Below are 18744 nucleotides of genomic sequence, written 5' to 3'. Positions count from 1 at the left end.
GTGTATTGTCGAAGTAAATTCAAAAAGACGGGACATCCTTTGTCCTATTCGGATTGAAAAAATAGTTGTAGTATTTAAGTTATAGCAATTTAAAAAATAGTACTGGAGGAAATAGTTTAATAATGAACAATACGATTAAACTAATTAGTTTACCTGATTTAAAAGTAATCAAGCATAGTGGCGAGGGGACACCATTCTATGCTTATAAAATTAACTTTATTTTTGAAAAACTCAATTTATCAGAAAATACTATCAATGATATCAACCACGAGTTATATCAAATATTAGCTAAACAAGCGAGTATTACTACAATAGAAATTCGTAACTTATTAGTTTCTTTACTTAAAAAATATGAACAATTGGATGCTGTAGAAGCTTACAACTCGTACTATGTAGCAGACCAACAAAAGTTTTCTGATGCTTCAAATGTTCAAAAACGTATAGAGAAACTTTTTGCACAAGATGAGAGTGTTGTTCATGAAAATGCCAATAAGGATAGTCGTGTATTCAATACACAACGGGACTTGGAGGCAGGAGCGGCAAGTCGTGCGTTAGGATTGCAAATGTTGCCACCTTTAGTAGCCAAAGCACATTTACGAGGGGATATCCATTGGCATGATTTAGATTATTCACCAGTTACACCAGCTACCAATTGCTGTTTGATTGATTTTGAAAACTTGCTAACCAACGGTTATAAAATTGGGAATGCATGGGTAGATTCACCGCATTCTATTCAAACGGCCACTGCACAGATGGCTCAAATCATCGCTAATGTTGCCTCTTCACAGTATGGTGGTTGTTCAGCTAATCGAATTGATCAGTTACTTGCGCCTTACGCACAAATGAATTATGACAAGCATCTCGTTGATGCCAAAAAATGGATTGATGCTGATCGACAAGAAGAGTATGCCAAAGAAAAAACTTGCAAAGATATTTACGATGCGATGCAGGGATTAGAATATGAAATAAACACATTGTACTCTTCGCAAGGCCAAACGCCATTTACAACTGTTAATTTTGGATTAGGAACAAGCTGGTTAGAGCGAGAAATTCAGAAAGCTATTCTACAGATTCGTATTAAGGGAATAGGAAAAGAACGGCGCACGGCTATTTTTCCAAAATTAATCTTTACTTTGAAAAAAGGATTGAATTTTAGTTCAGAAGATCCAAACTATGATATTAAGCAATTAGCTTTGGAATGTTCAACCAAACGTATGTACCCTGATTTATTAATGTACGATAAAATTATTGAATTGACAGGTAGTTTCAAAACACCGATGGGTTGTCGTTCGTTCTTACAAGGTTGGGAAGATGAAACCGGTGTTGAAATTAATTCCGGACGTATGAATTTGGGCGTTGTTTCGGTTAACTTGCCACGTATTTCTCTGCTTGCTCAGGGAGATATGAACTTATTCTGGCAGATTTTTGATGAAAAAATGGCGTTATGTCATGATGCGCTAGCTTATCGGATTGAACGTACCAAAGAAGCTGTGCCAGAAAATGCACCATTACTTTATATGTACGGTGCTTTTGGTAAAAGATTGAAGGCCACTGATAGTGTTGATGAAGTTTTTAAGAACGGTCGTGCTACGATTTCATTAGGATATGTGGGCGTTTATGAAACATGCGTTGCATTCTTTGGGCCAAACTGGGAAAAGAATCCTGAAGCACATCAATTTGCTGAAGCAGTTGTTAAAAGAATGCAGGAGTATTGTCAAGAATGGAAAGCAGAGAGTGGTTATCACTATAGTTTGTATTCAACACCTGCTGAATCCTTGACAGATACATTTTGTCATCTTGACCAAGAGAAATTTGGGGATGTGCCCGATGTTACTGACAAGCAGTACTATACTAATAGCTTTCATTATGATGTTAGAAAACATCCAACACCATTTGAAAAAATAGCATTTGAAGAGACGTTTCCTAAATATGCGTCGGGTGGCTTCATTCACTATTGTGAATATCCTAACTTAAAACAAAACCCACAAGCATTAGAAGCTGTCTGGAATTGGGCCTATGATCATGTCGGTTATTTAGGAACCAACACATGCATCGACAAGTGCTTCAAGTGTGGCTTTGCTGGGGAATTTGAAGCAACAGCAAGGGGATTCACGTGCCCTGAATGTGGTAATCATGATCCTGAATTGTGTGATGTTGTTAAGAGAACATGCGGTTATCTAGGAAATCCTCAACAACGACCAATGGTTCATGGTCGACATGTTGAAATAATTTCACGTCAGAAGAATTTAACTAAGGAGATGATTGACAATGTCGCGACCTTTGCGAAAACCAAACAATCCGATGCCCAAAGAATGGACCGCGCAGAAGTATAGTCAAAATTATATTGCTGATTATAAGGCTTTTAACTTTGTTGATGGTGAGGGGATACGCTGTAGTTTGTATGTAAGTGGTTGTATGTTTATTTGCCCTGGTTGTTATAATGTTGCAGCTCAAAATTTTCATTTTGGACAACCTTATACGCAAGAACTAGAGGACCAAATTATTGAGGATTTAAGCCAGGACTATGTGCAAGGATTAACTTTATTAGGGGGAGAACCTTTCTTAAATACTGATGTCTGTTTGAAGTTGTGTCGTCGAATTCGTAAAGAATTTGGTCATTCAAAAGATATATGGTCCTGGACTGGATATACATGGGATGAATTGCAGCAAGAGACTTATGATAAGATGCGGCTATTATCCTTAATAGATATTCTGGTGGATGGACGCTTTTTGGAAGAAGAAAAAGATTTGACATTACAGTTTAGAGGCAGCAGCAATCAAAGAATTATTGATGTACCTAAGTCATTAGCAGCTGATGAAGTTGTGATTTGGGATAAATTAGTTAAGTAATTGATATACAAAAAGACCTATTATTCATGAAATGAGTAATAGGTCTTTTTGTATCGACATAAATTTTATAAAACAGGAGATATAAATGTAGCTTAATCAGTTAACTACCTTTTTATAGCATTTTATACCTTAATGTAGCATGACATTAAAAGAAATGTATCGCAAAATACAATTATATAAAGATAAATGATATTTGTTAAACGATAGTTAATTCTGTTTTAACACAACATAATTCTACCATTATAATTCATTAGATATGCTATGTCAAGGTTTTGTACAGGAATTTGGGGAAGTAAATGAGAGAACTAATCAAGAGAAGTTTTTATTCTATAATAATTATTTTTATATATGAAATTGGTACACATATTATTCTTCCAGGTTATCTCGTTCAGGCATATGAATCGCCTGATTTTATGGAATCAATTAGTTTAGTTACAGGCGGAAATCTATCGAGATTATCTTTTTTTGCACTAGGATTAGGGCCCTATATGTCAGGTATGATTTTTTGGCGGGTAATCCAATCATTAAATAAAGATAGGTTCAGTAAAATTAATGATGACACTATTTATTATATGAAAGCTACTTTGATTTTGTTGATTGCTATGATTCAATCATTGGGATTATCGGTTAGTATGAAAAATAATATTACTTTTTTTCCCAATACCGAACTAAATATAATTTTAGCTACATTTGTTTTTACGACTGGTGCTATGTTTACAATGTGGTTAGTTGATTTGAATATGGAGACGGGAATAGGTGGGCCGAGTTTATTGATTTTAATTGGTATATTGAGCAGACTACCGAAGATTACATGGTCATTTATCCAAGAAACTTTGATAAATAATCCGACAATGAATTCGGTCATTAGTTTTGTAGTTGTCAGTATAGGAATTGTTTTGATTATTAGTGTTATTTCATTTGTATTAGGATCTGAATTTCGGATTCCAGTTACTCGTATTATGATTCGTAATGAACTAGCAGTACCTACCTATATTCCAATTAAGTTGTTACCGGCTAATGCGATGCCATACATGTTTGGCTTAACATTTATGGCTTTGCCTCAACTTGTCCTTCCTTTATTAAAAAATTGGGTACCTTTTTTACAAGAAGGAAATGTCAGTAATTTAACGTCACTAAAGACAGCAAGTAGTATTTGTCTTTATCTCATTATTTTAATTATTTTGGGTTATGGCTTTGCTTTTGTCAATGTAAACCCAAGTGAGATTAGTGAAGACTTACTGAAAAACGGTGATTATATTGTTGATGTACTACCGGGCAATGATACGCGTGAATATATAACTCACAAATTAATGGATATGGCGACAATTGGTAATGTGGTGACAATGTTGCTATTAGGAATTCCTTTATTTATGAGCCTCAGGTGGGAAGAACTTAGTTCGTTTTCATATCTTTTTGGAAGTTTATTAATTTTGAACACAACTATCGTGTCAATTACTGATCAATGTCGAGCTTTAATTGAAAAGAATCATTATCCAAGTATACTAACTAACAAATTTTAGTATTTTAATTGATAGGGAGAAAGCAAATTGATTTATATTATACCAAGTTGGCAGTCGTTATCTGATGGGCCAACAGATTTTGACGATATTGTGCATCAACTTAAAATGTTTCAAAAAAATAATATTGAAGTAGAAATCATTTTACCGACTTATTTGCCAAGTATTCGCTATCAACTAAATAGACAAGGATTGACTGATGTCAAATATTGGTCAGTATTCGAATATTTACAAAATATACAAAGTAATATTGGACTACCTTTAAAAGTAGATAGCCTTAAATTTCCTGACCAAGCTCAGTTTATTTATACTCCAATTTGTTTAATTGTTTTGTATCAAAAAAGTGTGTTTGCAAAGGTCTATTATTCTAAATTTGGTGGTGTAAATCATGTTGATTATTTTGTTAATGATATAATTACCAAGCAAAATTTTTATGATGATAGAGGCATATTATCAAGTGTAATAGCTTATGATTCTACCGGAAAACAAATTTATATGAATTATTTTGATGACTATCAAAATATAAAAATACATCATAATTTATTAACCCATCAAGTTAAATTAGCATTTGGAGGAAAGAATTATATTTATGGCAGTCTTGAAGAACTAATCATATCTTACATCGAAGAACATCTAATGGACATAAAAGGAAGCCATACAATTATTTTGTCTGCTTGTTTAGAAAATAATTATCTAACGAAGCTTAGTCACTTGAATAGTCGTATGATTGTCTCTTTTTCAAATCAACGATTTAAATTTGAAGACAAAGAACTCCTCAATCAGTTTTTGAGTATGGCGGACATTTTAATTGCTGATACAAAATTTTCTCAACGTGAATTAGAAAAAGAATGTCAATCTGAACATAGAAATCTTACGGTTCATGAATTAGCACCGTTTGATGCTGATTTAAAACTAGGAGAAAGCCAATCGATGAGGCAACAAGTTATCTATTGGTATGTAGATAACAGTTTGGCAGGTATTTTGCCAACAGCTATTCAGAAACTTGCTCACAGATTAATTACACACAAAGAAAATTCAATTGTAATCGCTTCGAAAAGTAGTCTTCAAATCAGAACCATTAGTAATAAAATATTTGATTATGTTAAGGCATTTTATCAAGTTCATGAAGAATCTGCTGTTTATCAAATGGCTTGGCAAGCATTTAACGATGATAGTGAAAATAAAATACATGACAATGAATTAAAACGATTTTCAGAAATCAAAGAATATCAAAATGCCACTAAGGCAATTGAAGTAATGCAACATGTAGAAAAACAAGTGATTACTTTTGAAAAAGATATTAATATTGGGCTTAATAGTGCCAGAATGATTTTAGATTTGAGTAATAAACCTGATACTTTTTTACAGATTAGTGGTATAAGTGCAGGTCTACCGCAAATAAATATGAAAGAATCTTCGTATATTGTGGATAGAAAAAATGGGTTAATTTTAAAAACGATTAACGAACTAGATGAAGCAATTGAATACTATTTGGATACACTAAATTATTGGAATGAATCGTTAGTTTATAACATTGGTCAAATAGAAAAGTATTCAAATAAAAACAATGTTCAACGTTGGATTGATCTTGTGAGGAGTAGTAACGAACATGATTAAAATAATAAACGTAGGTGAGATAAATATATTTGAAAATATCTCTAATAATCATATCTCATTTCAGTTTATGTCTTGGGAACAGTTGGACACAGCGTTAAATAATAATAAGAATTTACCATTTCTGGGCGAAGAAGAAAGTGAAGCCACGCTTCCTGATTATATTTTACTTAGCCAAGTAAATAAAAATGATGTTCTAACTGAAAATAGTGTCAATAAATTATTAGAGAAGCATTGGCCAATTCAAATATTATACGATATTTCTGTTACTAGAAATCAAGAATTGCTTAGTATATTGAATGAGAACAGGGCCATCAAAGTTGACTTGAGTAACATTAATTATTTCCTAGAAGAAGCTCAAAAATATTTATTCAATGGTCAAGAGGGATCGAAACTTTCGATTGGTAATACGCTATTAAGGCGACACCAGGAAAACCAATTAAGTATATTGGGACATGTCAATACAGTTTTTGAAGGAAGTTGGGGTAAGGAGTTCAAACAAATATATACGTGGCGGTATAATTATATTTTTCAAGAAAATAAAGTCATTGAATTATGGTTAGAGTATGAGTGTGAACAGGCGGTTGAAATCATTTTGGATATTACGCGTATTAGCAGTGATGGCCAAAATATTATCCAAACAACTTCTCTAAGTGAAAAAGATTTACAAAGACCATATGTGATTACCAGTTTTAATCCAGGAGAATATTTATCGACTTCAGTTTCAGCCAGGGGGAAAGGGAAAGTTAAACTTGGCCAGCTTCATATTAGACGATCTAGGCAAGCGTTAGGCACTTTTTTTGTTGGTGGAAAACGAATTGTGAGTGAAAATCGTCAAGAATTAATGACTTATTTTCATCCTGGTGATAGAAAACCACCATTAAATGTTTATTTTTCAGGATATAGATCTGCTGAGGGATTCGAGGGGAATTTTATGATGAGAGATTTATCTGCTCCTTATTTGTTAGTTACAGATCCTCGTCTTGAAGGAGGAAGCTTTTACATGGGAAAACGCGATATTGAAAATAATCTTATTCAAACCATTAGGTCGACGTTAAAGGAGTTAGATTTTACAGAAAGTCAATTAGTTTTATCAGGTTTATCTATGGGAACATTTGGCGCACTATATTATGCAGCCGATTTACAACCACATGCAGTGATTATTGGAAAACCACTTGTTAATATAGGCGATGTAGCTTATCACGAACATACTATTCGACCCAACATTTTTCCGACAGCGCTTGACATACTTCTTAATGTTGCGGGTGAATCAAACGTAATTGAAAAAGAAAATGTAAATAATCGATTTTGGGATAAATTTACAAAAGGAAATTATCAGCATACTAAGTTTTGCATAGCCTTTATGCGCAATGATGACTATGATCCTATGGCCTTTAAGAATATACAAAGATTTTGTGATCAAAAAGGAATTTCTTTATTATCAAGGGGATTTGTTGGCCGTCATAATGACAATAGCTATGCCATCAATAATTGGTTTATTAAACAGTATAAAAATATTCTTCAATATGATTTTGGAAGGGTTGGTACTGCGGAATGAATTCAGAAATATCTCTCGAAAATAACTTTATATTTCAGGTTCTATGGGATTCTAATAACAGCAAAACATATACTTACGGCGCCACAATAGATATTATCGAGAATTTAATACATTATCGCAATCCTATGATGGCACAGGCTGTGAAAATTCATACGTGGTACTCGGAAACTAGTTTTTCTGAATTTCGTTTTTCACCTACTTTGCCGCTTTTAAAAGGCGGACATCGTTATGCTTTATATTCGATGTACCAAGCATATCCTGAAAATTCTATATTTATTCAGGTTGATTTTTATGATATTTATGGTGTAAAAATAGACACCATTATTAATCAAAATCGTACAATGTTCTTTAACTTTCCTGAAGAGGCAACTAATTATCAAATCAGTTTAGTTAATTCATCTAATGAAAAAATATTTTTTGAACAATTATTAATATTTGAATCAGGTACAGAAAATACAACTTATTATTTTGATACAAATAAAAATCTTGTTCTACCTACTGCATATAGAGCAAATCATGAACATCAAAAAGTTACTTTTAATGAGTATAGAAATCAATTAGTTACTATGCCAGTGAATATAGCATCTCAACATATAATAGCAATTGGCGATCCTTTTTTAAATTTTTACCAAATTGAAAATATGTTAGAAAATAACGATTATCAATCATTGGCAAATATTAAACAATTTATTTATTCACTAGATACAAATATTATATTTGTCGGGCAACATATATTTGATAGTGTTTTAGCCATATTAATTAGTAGTCAAATGACTAGTTCTAAAATTGAAATAAAGCATACATTTGAGACAGCATTAAAAAAATCAAAACTATTAAGTGTTAAATCTGAAAAAAAAATATTAGATATGTTAGTCCAAAAAAATTCTCAGTAATTTAATAATTAATATTTTTAAAAATTGGAGATGACACATTGAATAGTTTATTAAAGAAGTTAGCATTGAAAAATTATTACAAAATATATGAAATAGTAGAATCTAAGTCTGTTCAATATGCCAATATGAGTGATAATCAACTGCAAGATCAAACATTTAAACTCAAAAAACGTCTAGTAAAGGGAGAAACACTAGATGATATTCTACCAGATGCATTCGCTACAATTCGTGAAGCTGATAAACGTGTTCTTGGATTATATCCTTTTCGTGAACAGGTTATTGGAGGAATCATACTACATGGCGGTAATGTAGCTGAAATGAAAACGGGGGAAGGGAAAACGTTGACGGCTACGATGCCACTGTACTTGAATGCTTTAATGGGATATGGTGTCATGTTAATTACGGTTAATGACTACTTAGCAGCCAGAGATGCAAAAGAAATTGGTCCAGTGTTTGAATGGCTAGGCTTAACAGTTGGTATTGGAGTAGCACAGGAGAACCAGCAAAATGATGATTTAGATAAGAAAAAAATATATAGTTCAGATATTATTTACACAACTAATTCGGCTTTAGGTTTTGATTATTTGTTTGAAAACTTAGCAGATAATGCAAATGATAAAAATATTCGAGGGTTCAATTACGCTGTAATTGATGAGATTGATTCGGTATTGCTAGATATGGCACAGACACCACTCATCATTTCTGGGGCACCTCGCGTACAATCTAATCTTTATCAAGTAGCTGATTATTTTATTAAAACGCTTGAACCATTTGAAGATTATGAATTAGATGAAGAGCAAAAACATGTTTGGCTAAAATCAACTGGTATAAAAAAAGGTGAAAAATTTTTCGGTATTGATTCCATGATGTCCAAAGAGAATGTAGAAACTTACCGATATATTATGTTAGCCTTAAAAGCTCATTTTTTGTATTATAAAAATTGTGATTATGTTGTCGAAAACGGTGAAATAGTATTATTAGATGCTAGTAATGGTCGGAAATTACTTGGTACTAAATTACAATCAGGAATTCATCAATCTATTGAGGCTAAGGAGAATCTAGAAATAACATTAGAGACGAGGGCAATGGCCTCAATTACTTATCAAAATCTATTTCGAATGTTTCATAAGTTATCAGGTATGACAGGAACAGGAAAAACAGACGAAAAAGAATTGCGAGACATGTACAATGTTTCAGTGATTATGGTACCAACACATAAACCGATCAAACGTTTTGATAGAGAAGATCATATTTATTTTGATTTAGAAAGTAAATTAACAGCATCAGTTAAAGAAATTATTAAATATCATAAAATAGGCAGACCAATCTTATTGGGGAGTAGTTCAGTTACGATGTCTGAACTGTATTCAAGAATATTGTTACGAGAGGGAATACCTCATAATGTATTAAACGCAAGGAATGCTGCATTAGAATCACAGATTATTAAGGAAGCAGGCCAAAAAGGCGCAGTTACTGTGGCAACCGCAATGGCTGGACGAGGAACTGATATAAAAATTAGCGATGAAGTGAATGAATTGGGTGGTTTAATTGTTATTGGTACTGAACGTATGGAAAGTAAAAGGATTGATAATCAATTAAGAGGACGTTCAGGGCGACAAGGTAATAATGGGCGTAGTGAGTTTTTTGTTTCCTTAGACGATGAAATTTTACTGAAAAACGGTGCCCATTGGTTAAAAAAATATGTAGATAAACATAAGAAGTATCATTTACAACAACTTAAACAGAGAAAATTTAAAAAAATTATCGATAATGCGCAAAAAAGTGCCGAAAGTCAGAATAAAACAGCGCGATTGCAAACATTGGAATTTGATGAAGTATCTCGCATCCAACGTGAAAAGGTCTATGAAGTAAGAAATTATTTAATTAGCCAAGAAGATAACTATGAAAGTATTTTAGAGTCAATGGCTAATACTTGGTTTGATAAAATTTCTTCGCAAGAAGAAATGTCTAAAAATGAGCTCGAAAATTTTATATTAAATAACTTAGATTACCAATTTAACGAACATAATCAGGATTTTGGACGGATTGATTTCAATAAAAAAAGTAGTATTAAACAATTTCTACTAAAAATATTTCAAAGGGTGTTGGAGAATAAAAGGAAAAAAATCGGTAGTATGTTCCAATTTAAGTATTTTCAACGTTTAATTTTACTTAAAGCTATTGATACACAATGGGTCGAAGAAGTTGATAATCTGCAACAACTCAAAACTATCGTTATGAATCGTAATTTAGCTCAGCATAACCCAGTTTATGAATACCAAATTGAGGCTAAAAAATCATATACTCTAATGATTGAAAAAATTAATGAACAAGCGGTATCGGGTTTTATGTTAAGTGAATTATCGATGCAACGAGACGGTAGTATTGAAGTTGATTTCGCATAAGTAAGTGTAGAAAGGATATATTTAGTGACAGTATATAATTTTAATCTAGCATTGGGTTGGGCTAGCAGTGGTGTAGAGTATGCACAAGCATATCGTGAAAGTATTTTTAGAAAGTTGAAAATACAAACAAAATTTGTATTTGCTGAACTTATTCTAAATGGCAATATATTTGATATGGCTGATCGAATCGGAATGAATGTCAATAATATATTACCGATTCATTTTTACTTTACAGATTTGAAACCCTCAATATCAAGTTATACACTAGAAAAATTTGAGAAGGCCTATAATGTAGCTCACTTTAACAAGCGAATTACACCTGAAGTAGTTCTCTACGAGAATAGCAGTGTAACGGTCAGAGTAGTTTTGGATGATAAACATGAAAATGTTAATTATGCAGATTATATAATCAATGGTTATCTAATACGTAAAGATCACTTTACTTATACACGAACATTTTCAGAATATTACACACCAGTTGATAATCGGGCGAAGGTTCATAGAAGAGTTTTTTATAATGAAAATGGCACTATAGCTTATGAACAACTAATTGACCAAGAAAATGTACTTTATAACATGGGAGAAAAAATTCTATATTCAGAGTACGAATTTGTATCTTATTTTCTGGAAAGAATTCATCCTACTAATCAAGATGTTTTAATTATTGATAGAGAAAAATATATTGCATCAGCAGTCTTAAAAAATAAAAATAATGCAAAAGTCGGTGTTGTAATTCATGCTGAACATTATAGTAGTAATCAAACAGATGAAGAACATATCGTATGGAATAATTTTTATGAGTATCAGTTTATGCATGCTGATGCAATAGATTTTTTTGTGACAGCAACTTATAGACAGAAAGAGCAACTTGAAAATCAATTTAAAAGATATAAGGGTATTACACCCAAAATTGAGGCTATTCCTGTAGGCAATTTAGATAAATTACGTGGAAAAAGGCATAAACGAAATAAAAATCGTTTAATAACTGCTTCACGTTTAGCGACTGAAAAGCACATTGATTGGATTGTCTTAGCTATTATTAGGTTACATGAATCCATTCCCTCTGTTGTCTTAGATATCTATGGCATGGGTAATCAAAGAGAAAAAATACAACAAATGATTGATGAGTATAATGCCGCTAGTTACATCAATTTAAAAGGGCATCAAGATTTGACAGAAATATATAAATCGTATTTTGGATACGTAACAGCATCACAGAGCGAAGGGTTTGGGTTAACACTTATGGAAGCAGTCGGATCCGGGTTGCCAATGGTTGGTTACGACGTACCATACGGGAATCAAGAATTTATTGATAATGATGTTAATGGTTATTTAGTAGAATACGACCATAATATAGATCAAAACATTAAAAGACTGGGTGTAGGCATTGAAAAACTTCTTCGTACTAACCATTATGAGATTTTAAAACAAGCATCTTATCAAAAAGCAGAACAATTTTTGGAAAAAAATACAAAAATTTTGTGGCAGAAGTTAATTGAAGAGGTGACTAATGATTAATTTATTTGAAAATGCGGATCAAAGAGTAGACGATTTTATTTGGTCCTTAAAGCAAGCCGAAGTAGCGTTTAAAACTGTTGTGATAAACGATAATGGTTGGCTAGATAAGGATATGGTTTCACCTTTTAGTTTTTATTCAATGTCTTACGATAATGTACACCAAAAACCATTATATTTTGATGAAGTACCAGTCCCTAATTTTTGGGGAATTCGTGGTAATGATCAACTAGCAGAAATCTATGATAATGATACAATACGAGCTAAAATATTTTATCATAATCATCGTGTGGTTGAGAGAGTAGAATGGTGTGATAAGTTGGGGAAAGTCCAATTTGTTGATCATTATAATTGTTATGGCAATATCTTCGCAAGAACTTTTTTTCATCAAAACAAGTCAGTACAAAAAACATATTATTCTACTACGGGGCAAGAAATAATTAGTCATAATTTGATTACCGACCAAATTATATTAAATTTACCAGAACAGACGCACTTTTTCCCAAGTGAAACAGAATTTGTTTTGTTTTTTATCAAGCAATATTTTCAAAAAAACGAATATAATCAAATAGTTTACAATTCACTATCTGTTCCTCTGTTTATCGTTAATCGATTAGGAAAAGATTCGAAAGCTATTTTAATATGGGATGAACCACTAGATAGAGAAATACCTGGTAATATGATTTCGATATTAAATAATTTGGAATCCAATACGAAGCATATATTCTTTCAACGGCAAAAAGACATGAGAAAAGTACACAATAATCATTCTTATCCTCGAAATAATATAGTTTCTTATTTGGGTAAATTAAATCATTTTGCTCTAAAAAGAAGCGAGAAAAGTATTAAAAACACGGCATTGATTGTCACTAATTCTGATGATATTTGGAATATATCTTCGCTAGTTAATCAATTGCCACATATAAAATTTGAAATTATGGCGCGGACTGAAATGTCAGCCCGATTATTGCAATTGGATATGTATGATAATGTCAAACTTTATCCAATTTCTACGGAGGAAGATATCGTAGAGGCAATCAATAAAACAGATTATTTATTAGATATCAACAATGGACCGGAAGTTTTAGACACAGTTAGAAAAGCATTCTTATCTCGTAAGTTGATTCTATCGATGGATGACTTTGTTCATAATAAGAACTATATTGCTAGAGAAAACATTTTTGCTAATGATCAGTTTGACTTATTGAAAGATAAGTTACAAACAACATCTGAAAATAAGTTTCAATTCGATGAAGAACTGACTAAACAAGAGACTATTTTTGGGCCTGAAGGTCAAATCGATTTGTATCAAAAAGTCTTTTCGGAGTTTAGTTAATTATTCTGGTATAGAAGGGTGGACATAGCGGTATGACTACGTGGATGACAGATATTATTCAAGCAACAGATTCAGGAGCTACATTTAAAGCAAGAAACGATATTTCAAAATTTTCTGAACAGTTAGGTTTGAGGCGGTTACCAATTTTTAGATATGATGCTACGTTGGAGAGTTTAGATGCGCTTCATGCCAGAATTGATGGTATTACAGCAGGGGTAAAAGCAGGCGACACGGTTTACTACCAATTTCCAACATATAACGGTGTTCAATTTGAAAAAACTTTTATGCAACATATGCATATTCGTCAAGTGAATTTGGTTGCAGTACTACATGATGTGGAATTTTTACGTTTTCCTTCTACTACTTATTTTGATGAGATTACTTATTTGAATAATTTTGATGTTGTTATTGTACATAACTATCGTATGGGGACTGTGTTAAAAGAGTATGGTTTGAAAACGAACACTGTGAATTTAGATATATTTGATTATAGTGTTAATGTTCAGGTACCAAATAGAAAAAAGATTGAGAAAAAAATAATTATTGCAGGTTCATTAAATAAATCAGCTTACTTAAAAAATTGGTCTTATAAAATACCAATAATAGCTTACGGTAAACAACCAAGCTATCCTATAAGTAACCAAGTCGATTATCGAGGGGTTTTATCACCTAATCAAATTGTACAAAAATTGCCTTCCGGCTTTGGTTTAGTTTGGGATGTGAATACTAGTCAATATGAAAATAGTGAAGAATACGCAAAATATAATAACCCACATAAAGTGAGTCTGTATATCGCTAGTGGTTTGCCAGTAATTGTAAAAAGAGGGACAGCTATTGCTGCTATTGTACAAACCTATAATTTGGGTATCATTATTGATTCTTTAGATGAACTAGAAGAAAAAATGCATCAACTGACAAAACGCCAACTAGCGGGCATAATGATACAAGTCAATCATTTTAAGATGTTATTAACTACTGGTTTTTATACAAAGCATGCAATTATGGAAACAGAATTTCAAATTGCAATGGGTTATCCAGAGAGGAGTTTATTTTATGAATGATCATGACATGACTGATAAGAAAAAAATAACCATATTAAACAACGATATTCAAAAGAGAGTAGATTATGAAAAAAAACAAATTATTAGACCTGATCAAAAAAGTAGTATAGGTAGCGTACAGGTTATATTCACAATAATTATGGGGATAGTAGTATTGTTTGGAATCATATATTCATTATTAACACAATTACCTTGATATAGGAGGGAAGTATTTTGAAAGAAAAAATTTTTTTTGTAGGAATTACTTCTGTTTATCCGGATATTGAGATAATTAATAAAGAAGTGAGTACTAGTTTAGTAGGCATCGCTTTTGATAAAGAAAAATTAGAAGAAATTCGGCGTTCTCGTAATATTTCAGTAAATAGTATCACAAAAAAAATCGGTATTAGTCGCTCAAGATACTATCGATGGTTAGACAATGAGATTGATTTACCATACAATTTATTAATTGGTATACAGAAAATTTTAGTGTTAACCGATTTGGAAATGCATAAACTTTTTAGTCAGCCAACTGATGAAATTATTCAAAAAACTTCGTTGCTTGCTTTTTATTCGTTAAATTTGTCTCGAAATGTGTGTTATGAATTAAGAGATTCTCTACAAAAACATAGAAATACAACTATGAAAAATGATCCTTATTCACTTTTAATCAAATTTTCAGAGCTTTGTGCGTTATATACTAATGTCCAAGATATTTCTTTATACTCGGACAAGTTTACTGATGTTATGGATATAATATTTATTCGTGACGAGTGGACAATTATTGATATTATTATGCTAATTACGATGGCGTATATGGCGCCTAAAAGATTTTCAAAATTCTTACCAGAATTGTATGCTAGTATATGTCAACCATCAATCATATTTTCTTTAAATCAGAAAATTTTTTTCTTGTATGACATATTGTGCATAGCGGTAAGATTACAAAATCGTGAATTAACTTGGAAAATATTAAAAAAAATGACAGTATTAGACACTCAAGTAACTGACTGGAAGGCTAAGAATATTTGTTTACTTTGCCATACATTAATAAGTCATTGGTCGGATAAAAAACCATTGCATAATGAGCTTGATAATATTTTAGAAATGACACTGCGCTTTGAAAGTGTAACGTATGAGCAAAAAATGTTTGAATTAATCAAAAGTTATGCTAATCTCTCCTAAAATATCAATTTAAGTACGAAAATAGTAAAAAAGAAACCTTTGAAATGTAATTTATCAAAAAGATGTTCCGATATTGGTACATTTTTTTTTTTGAAATTAAATACGAGTACTATGAAGTTGTTGTATGTATGACTAAAAATGATTTGAGAGAGGAAACATATGAAACGAATTAATTTATCTAGATCTCAAGATTCAAAAACACGATTTAAAATGTATAAATCTGGAAAACAGTGGGTATTTTCTGGTTTGACATTATTAGGTGGTTTACTGGGAAGTCAATTGGTAGATAGTGGCTCAGCTTCAGCAGATACAGTAAATGCCGATAATGCTGGCACAACTAAAGAAAATACTGCTGATACATTGGTTACAAAGGCGACAGCAACAATCCCTGCCGATAAGGCTAGTACTGCGGATGCGCAATCCCTTTCAGATAGCCAGTCTCTATCACAGTCACTAAGTTTATCTAGTTCGACTAGTTTGAGTACATCAACACAAAGTAGTACTTCGTTGCAGGACAGCGTTTCATTACGCACTAGTACATCACTACAAGATAGTACTAGTGTCTCATTGTCTAATAATAGTTCTTCAACAGTGAAAGATTCACAATCTACTAAGGCTTCTAATCAAGTAAATAATCAAAGTACTTCTTCTAATGTTACTTCAAGTAATAGTAGTACAGAAGTTGCTATAGATAATAAAGACAATCTGGCTTCTACCTCTACGAATGTAGTGCAAGATCATGTCAGTAATAATGACTCAATAGAGAAAGGGGTAGAATTTTCAAGTGAATCGAACAGTAATAAAAGTACAGCTACAGCTTTCGATAATAATGTAGCCTCAGAAACGCAACTTACGAATAATACTTCGCAAGCACCAACAACAGTTACAAGTAGTCAATTATCGGAACTCCAAGATAAATTGCCTGATAATAGTAAGTTAATACTTGATACTTCAGCTAACGAGTTAAATGTTTCTTTGCCTACTACAGCCTTATTTACTAAAACGGTAGCAAATACTGTGAAAAATTTTGCTGATCAAAACGGTTTAGTGGCTAATATTTCAACACTCGATACTCAAAACTTAGCTGCTACAGAAAATACTTTGAATGTTCAAAGTAATCCGGATAGCGGAAGAGCTAATTTTAGTGAGTCAATTTCAACAAATGACACAACGAGCACATCACCAACTTCTGTTGATGTAACAGCTCCTGATCAAGTGACGAATGATTCAACGTATCATCAGGAGGCAATCGCTAACGGTACTGTTAGGGATGTTTCTAATTATGCACAATTACAGGCAGCTTGGGCAAATAGTAGTGTTACCTATATCAATATTACAAATGATTTCAATATTACTACAGGTTCTTTAGCTAATCGTGCCAATGGCGCAAGTGTAATTATCAATGGAAACAACCATGCAATTGATATTGGTGGACAAACGTTTAACTATGCTGTTGCTACCACACAAACAAACTTTACATTATCTAATATAACTGTTAAACAAGGAGTCTTTTGGAACGATGGTAACGGATATTCACTCATATCTTCACCGGTGGCTAACCAGTTAACAGCAAATATTAATAATGTGACTTTGACTAAGAGTGATGTAAATGGGTATAATCCTGTGCACGTTATGTATGGTATAGGTTCAAAAATTAATTTTTCTGGTACAAATGTCTTTAATTTATCTAACGAAGTGACTCGTAGTGTCGGAAGCGTTAATTTTGCCAACAACGCCAGTGTTACATTAAATCGTACTTCAAATGATATTCATTTCTCTGAATTTTATTTTGAAACGACTGCACCTGTAGGTAGTGTTGGTTATGGCAATACGCTAACTATGGGGGATGGATCGTCGAATGCAGCCTACACTTACAATGGTGTTTCTGCTGGATTTCCAGCAATCTATTTACTAATTAATGGTATTACTGCTGGAGATAATGTTAGTTGGACACAAACTGGCTTCCAGTACTTTATTAATGGGACACAGTTAGCTAACCCATCTGCTCAATATACTTTTGGCCAAAACTTTACCTTAAATGCACCTTCGACAACACAAGCCGGCGCAATTAGTTTGTTAGGCACACAAAAGGCTACTTTTAATGCAGGTACTGTCTTTAATATACATCAACGTGCTGCTGGTGGTATTTTCCAAGTTGGCGGAAGTTCATCAATTAAATTCATTTCACCAAAAAGTTTATACCTAAATACTGAAAACTTATCAGGAAATCCAAGTAATACGTGGCTTGGTATTTTTACTGGCACTGGTTCAATTACTATGAATAATTCCAGTATAAAAACTTGGTCAAATCCAAATACTAGTACATCAAAACCAACGGGTGATGACAATGCAACATTTGTTAGTTTAAACTACTCTAATGGAACAACTAAATTAACAGATGTATCAGGTAATTCTACTACATCGTCCATTATTGGTTTTAGAACTCGTGAATTACAAACTACAGCAATTGATAATGGCAAGATTAATATTGAATATGTTGATAGAAATGGTAATGTTATTAATACAGTACCGTTTGATGTTTCAGATAAAACTAAGTACAACATAGGTCAAACGATTAACCTTGCTACAAGCGATTGGGCTTCAACACATATGCCAACAAACTATAAATGGGCATTAACCAATCAAGTATATCCGGGTGCCGTTTCGGATGCGCAATCAGGTGGAGATTCGACAAGTAGCAATGATGATGGTGATCGTTATGGTCAAGCGACCTATGCTATTGTGCCAATTTCTGGTGATACATATACGTACAAAATATATGTATATGGGTTATCAGAAACAGTTCAATATCAATATGTTGATCAAAATGG

At 32.4% G+C, this 18744-nt stretch carries 13 protein-coding genes and 1 pseudogene; 13 read left to right on the top strand and 1 reads right to left on the bottom strand.

The window, feature by feature from the left end; genetic code table 11:
- Positions 1-122 precede the first annotated feature (122 nt).
- The 13 genes and pseudogenes from nrdD (at position 123) to GJV51_00440 (ending at position 16174) form a co-directional block, all read left to right on the top strand.
- Positions 123-2333: an anaerobic ribonucleoside-triphosphate reductase gene (gene nrdD, locus GJV51_00500; protein ID QGM24556.1), complete on the top strand. Its 2211-nt coding sequence runs from the start codon at positions 123-125 to the stop codon at positions 2331-2333.
- Complete coding sequence (gene nrdG / locus GJV51_00495; GenBank protein QGM24555.1) at positions 2269-2850, top strand: anaerobic ribonucleoside-triphosphate reductase activating protein; 582 nt, start codon at positions 2269-2271, stop codon at positions 2848-2850. Before nrdD ends, nrdG begins: the two co-directional genes overlap by 65 nt.
- Positions 2851-3146: 296 nt before the next feature.
- Positions 3147-4370: an accessory Sec system protein translocase subunit SecY2 gene (secY2, locus tag GJV51_00490; GenBank protein ID QGM24554.1), complete on the top strand. Its 1224-nt coding sequence runs from the start codon at positions 3147-3149 to the stop codon at positions 4368-4370.
- A 27-nt stretch (positions 4371-4397) separates the two neighbouring features.
- The gene (asp1, locus tag GJV51_00485) at positions 4398-5984 is read left to right on the top strand and encodes an accessory Sec system protein Asp1 (GenBank protein QGM24553.1); all 1587 of its coding nucleotides are present in this window, start codon (positions 4398-4400) and stop codon (positions 5982-5984) included.
- Positions 5977-7539 carry an accessory Sec system protein Asp2 gene (gene asp2 / locus GJV51_00480; GenBank protein QGM24552.1) on the top strand — a complete coding sequence of 521 codons (1563 nt, stop codon included), beginning with the start codon at positions 5977-5979 and terminating at the stop codon, positions 7537-7539. Before asp1 ends, asp2 begins: the two co-directional genes overlap by 8 nt.
- Positions 7536-8432, top strand: a complete 897-nt coding sequence (gene asp3 / locus GJV51_00475) for an accessory Sec system protein Asp3 (GenBank protein QGM24551.1) — start codon at positions 7536-7538, stop codon at positions 8430-8432. The genes asp2 and asp3 overlap by 4 nt, the downstream gene beginning before the upstream one ends.
- A gap of 38 nt (positions 8433-8470) precedes the next feature.
- On the top strand, positions 8471-10837 hold the full coding sequence (secA2, locus tag GJV51_00470) for an accessory Sec system translocase SecA2 (protein ID QGM24550.1): 2367 nt from the start codon (positions 8471-8473) through the stop codon (positions 10835-10837).
- Positions 10838-10852: 15 nt separating this feature from the next.
- Positions 10853-12355 (top strand): accessory Sec system glycosyltransferase GtfA, encoded by a 1503-nt coding sequence (gtfA, locus tag GJV51_00465; protein QGM24549.1) that lies wholly within the window; start codon positions 10853-10855, stop codon positions 12353-12355.
- Positions 12348-13688, top strand: a complete 1341-nt coding sequence (gene gtfB, locus GJV51_00460; protein QGM24548.1) for an accessory Sec system glycosylation chaperone GtfB — start codon at positions 12348-12350, stop codon at positions 13686-13688. Before gtfA ends, gtfB begins: the two co-directional genes overlap by 8 nt.
- Positions 13689-13720: 32 nt before the next feature.
- Positions 13721-14749, top strand: coding sequence for a hypothetical protein (locus tag GJV51_00455; protein QGM24547.1), 1029 nt, complete (start codon positions 13721-13723; stop codon positions 14747-14749).
- A complete protein-coding gene (locus tag GJV51_00450) occupies positions 14742-14945 on the top strand; it encodes a hypothetical protein (protein ID QGM24546.1) in 204 nt (67 codons plus the stop codon). The genes GJV51_00455 and GJV51_00450 overlap by 8 nt, the downstream gene beginning before the upstream one ends.
- 17 nt (positions 14946-14962) lie before the next feature.
- Positions 14963-15913: a hypothetical protein gene (locus GJV51_00445; GenBank protein ID QGM24545.1), complete on the top strand. Its 951-nt coding sequence runs from the start codon at positions 14963-14965 to the stop codon at positions 15911-15913.
- 159 nt (positions 15914-16072) lie between these two features.
- Positions 16073-16174 (top strand): annotated as a pseudogene (locus tag GJV51_00440) (hypothetical protein).
- Between the two features lie 2108 nt (positions 16175-18282).
- Here GJV51_00440 and GJV51_00435 read toward each other — a convergent pair.
- A complete protein-coding gene (locus tag GJV51_00435; protein ID QGM24544.1) occupies positions 18283-18477 on the bottom strand; it encodes a hypothetical protein in 195 nt (64 codons plus the stop codon).
- Positions 18478-18744: the final 267 nt, after the last annotated feature.

Origin of the sequence: Leuconostoc mesenteroides subsp. mesenteroides, assembly GCA_009676745.1 — a bacterium.
GTDB classification, from domain to species: domain Bacteria; phylum Bacillota; class Bacilli; order Lactobacillales; family Lactobacillaceae; genus Leuconostoc; species Leuconostoc koreense.
The sequence above is the reverse complement of the archived record's forward strand: the minus strand, read 5'-3'. Positions and strand labels throughout refer to the sequence as shown.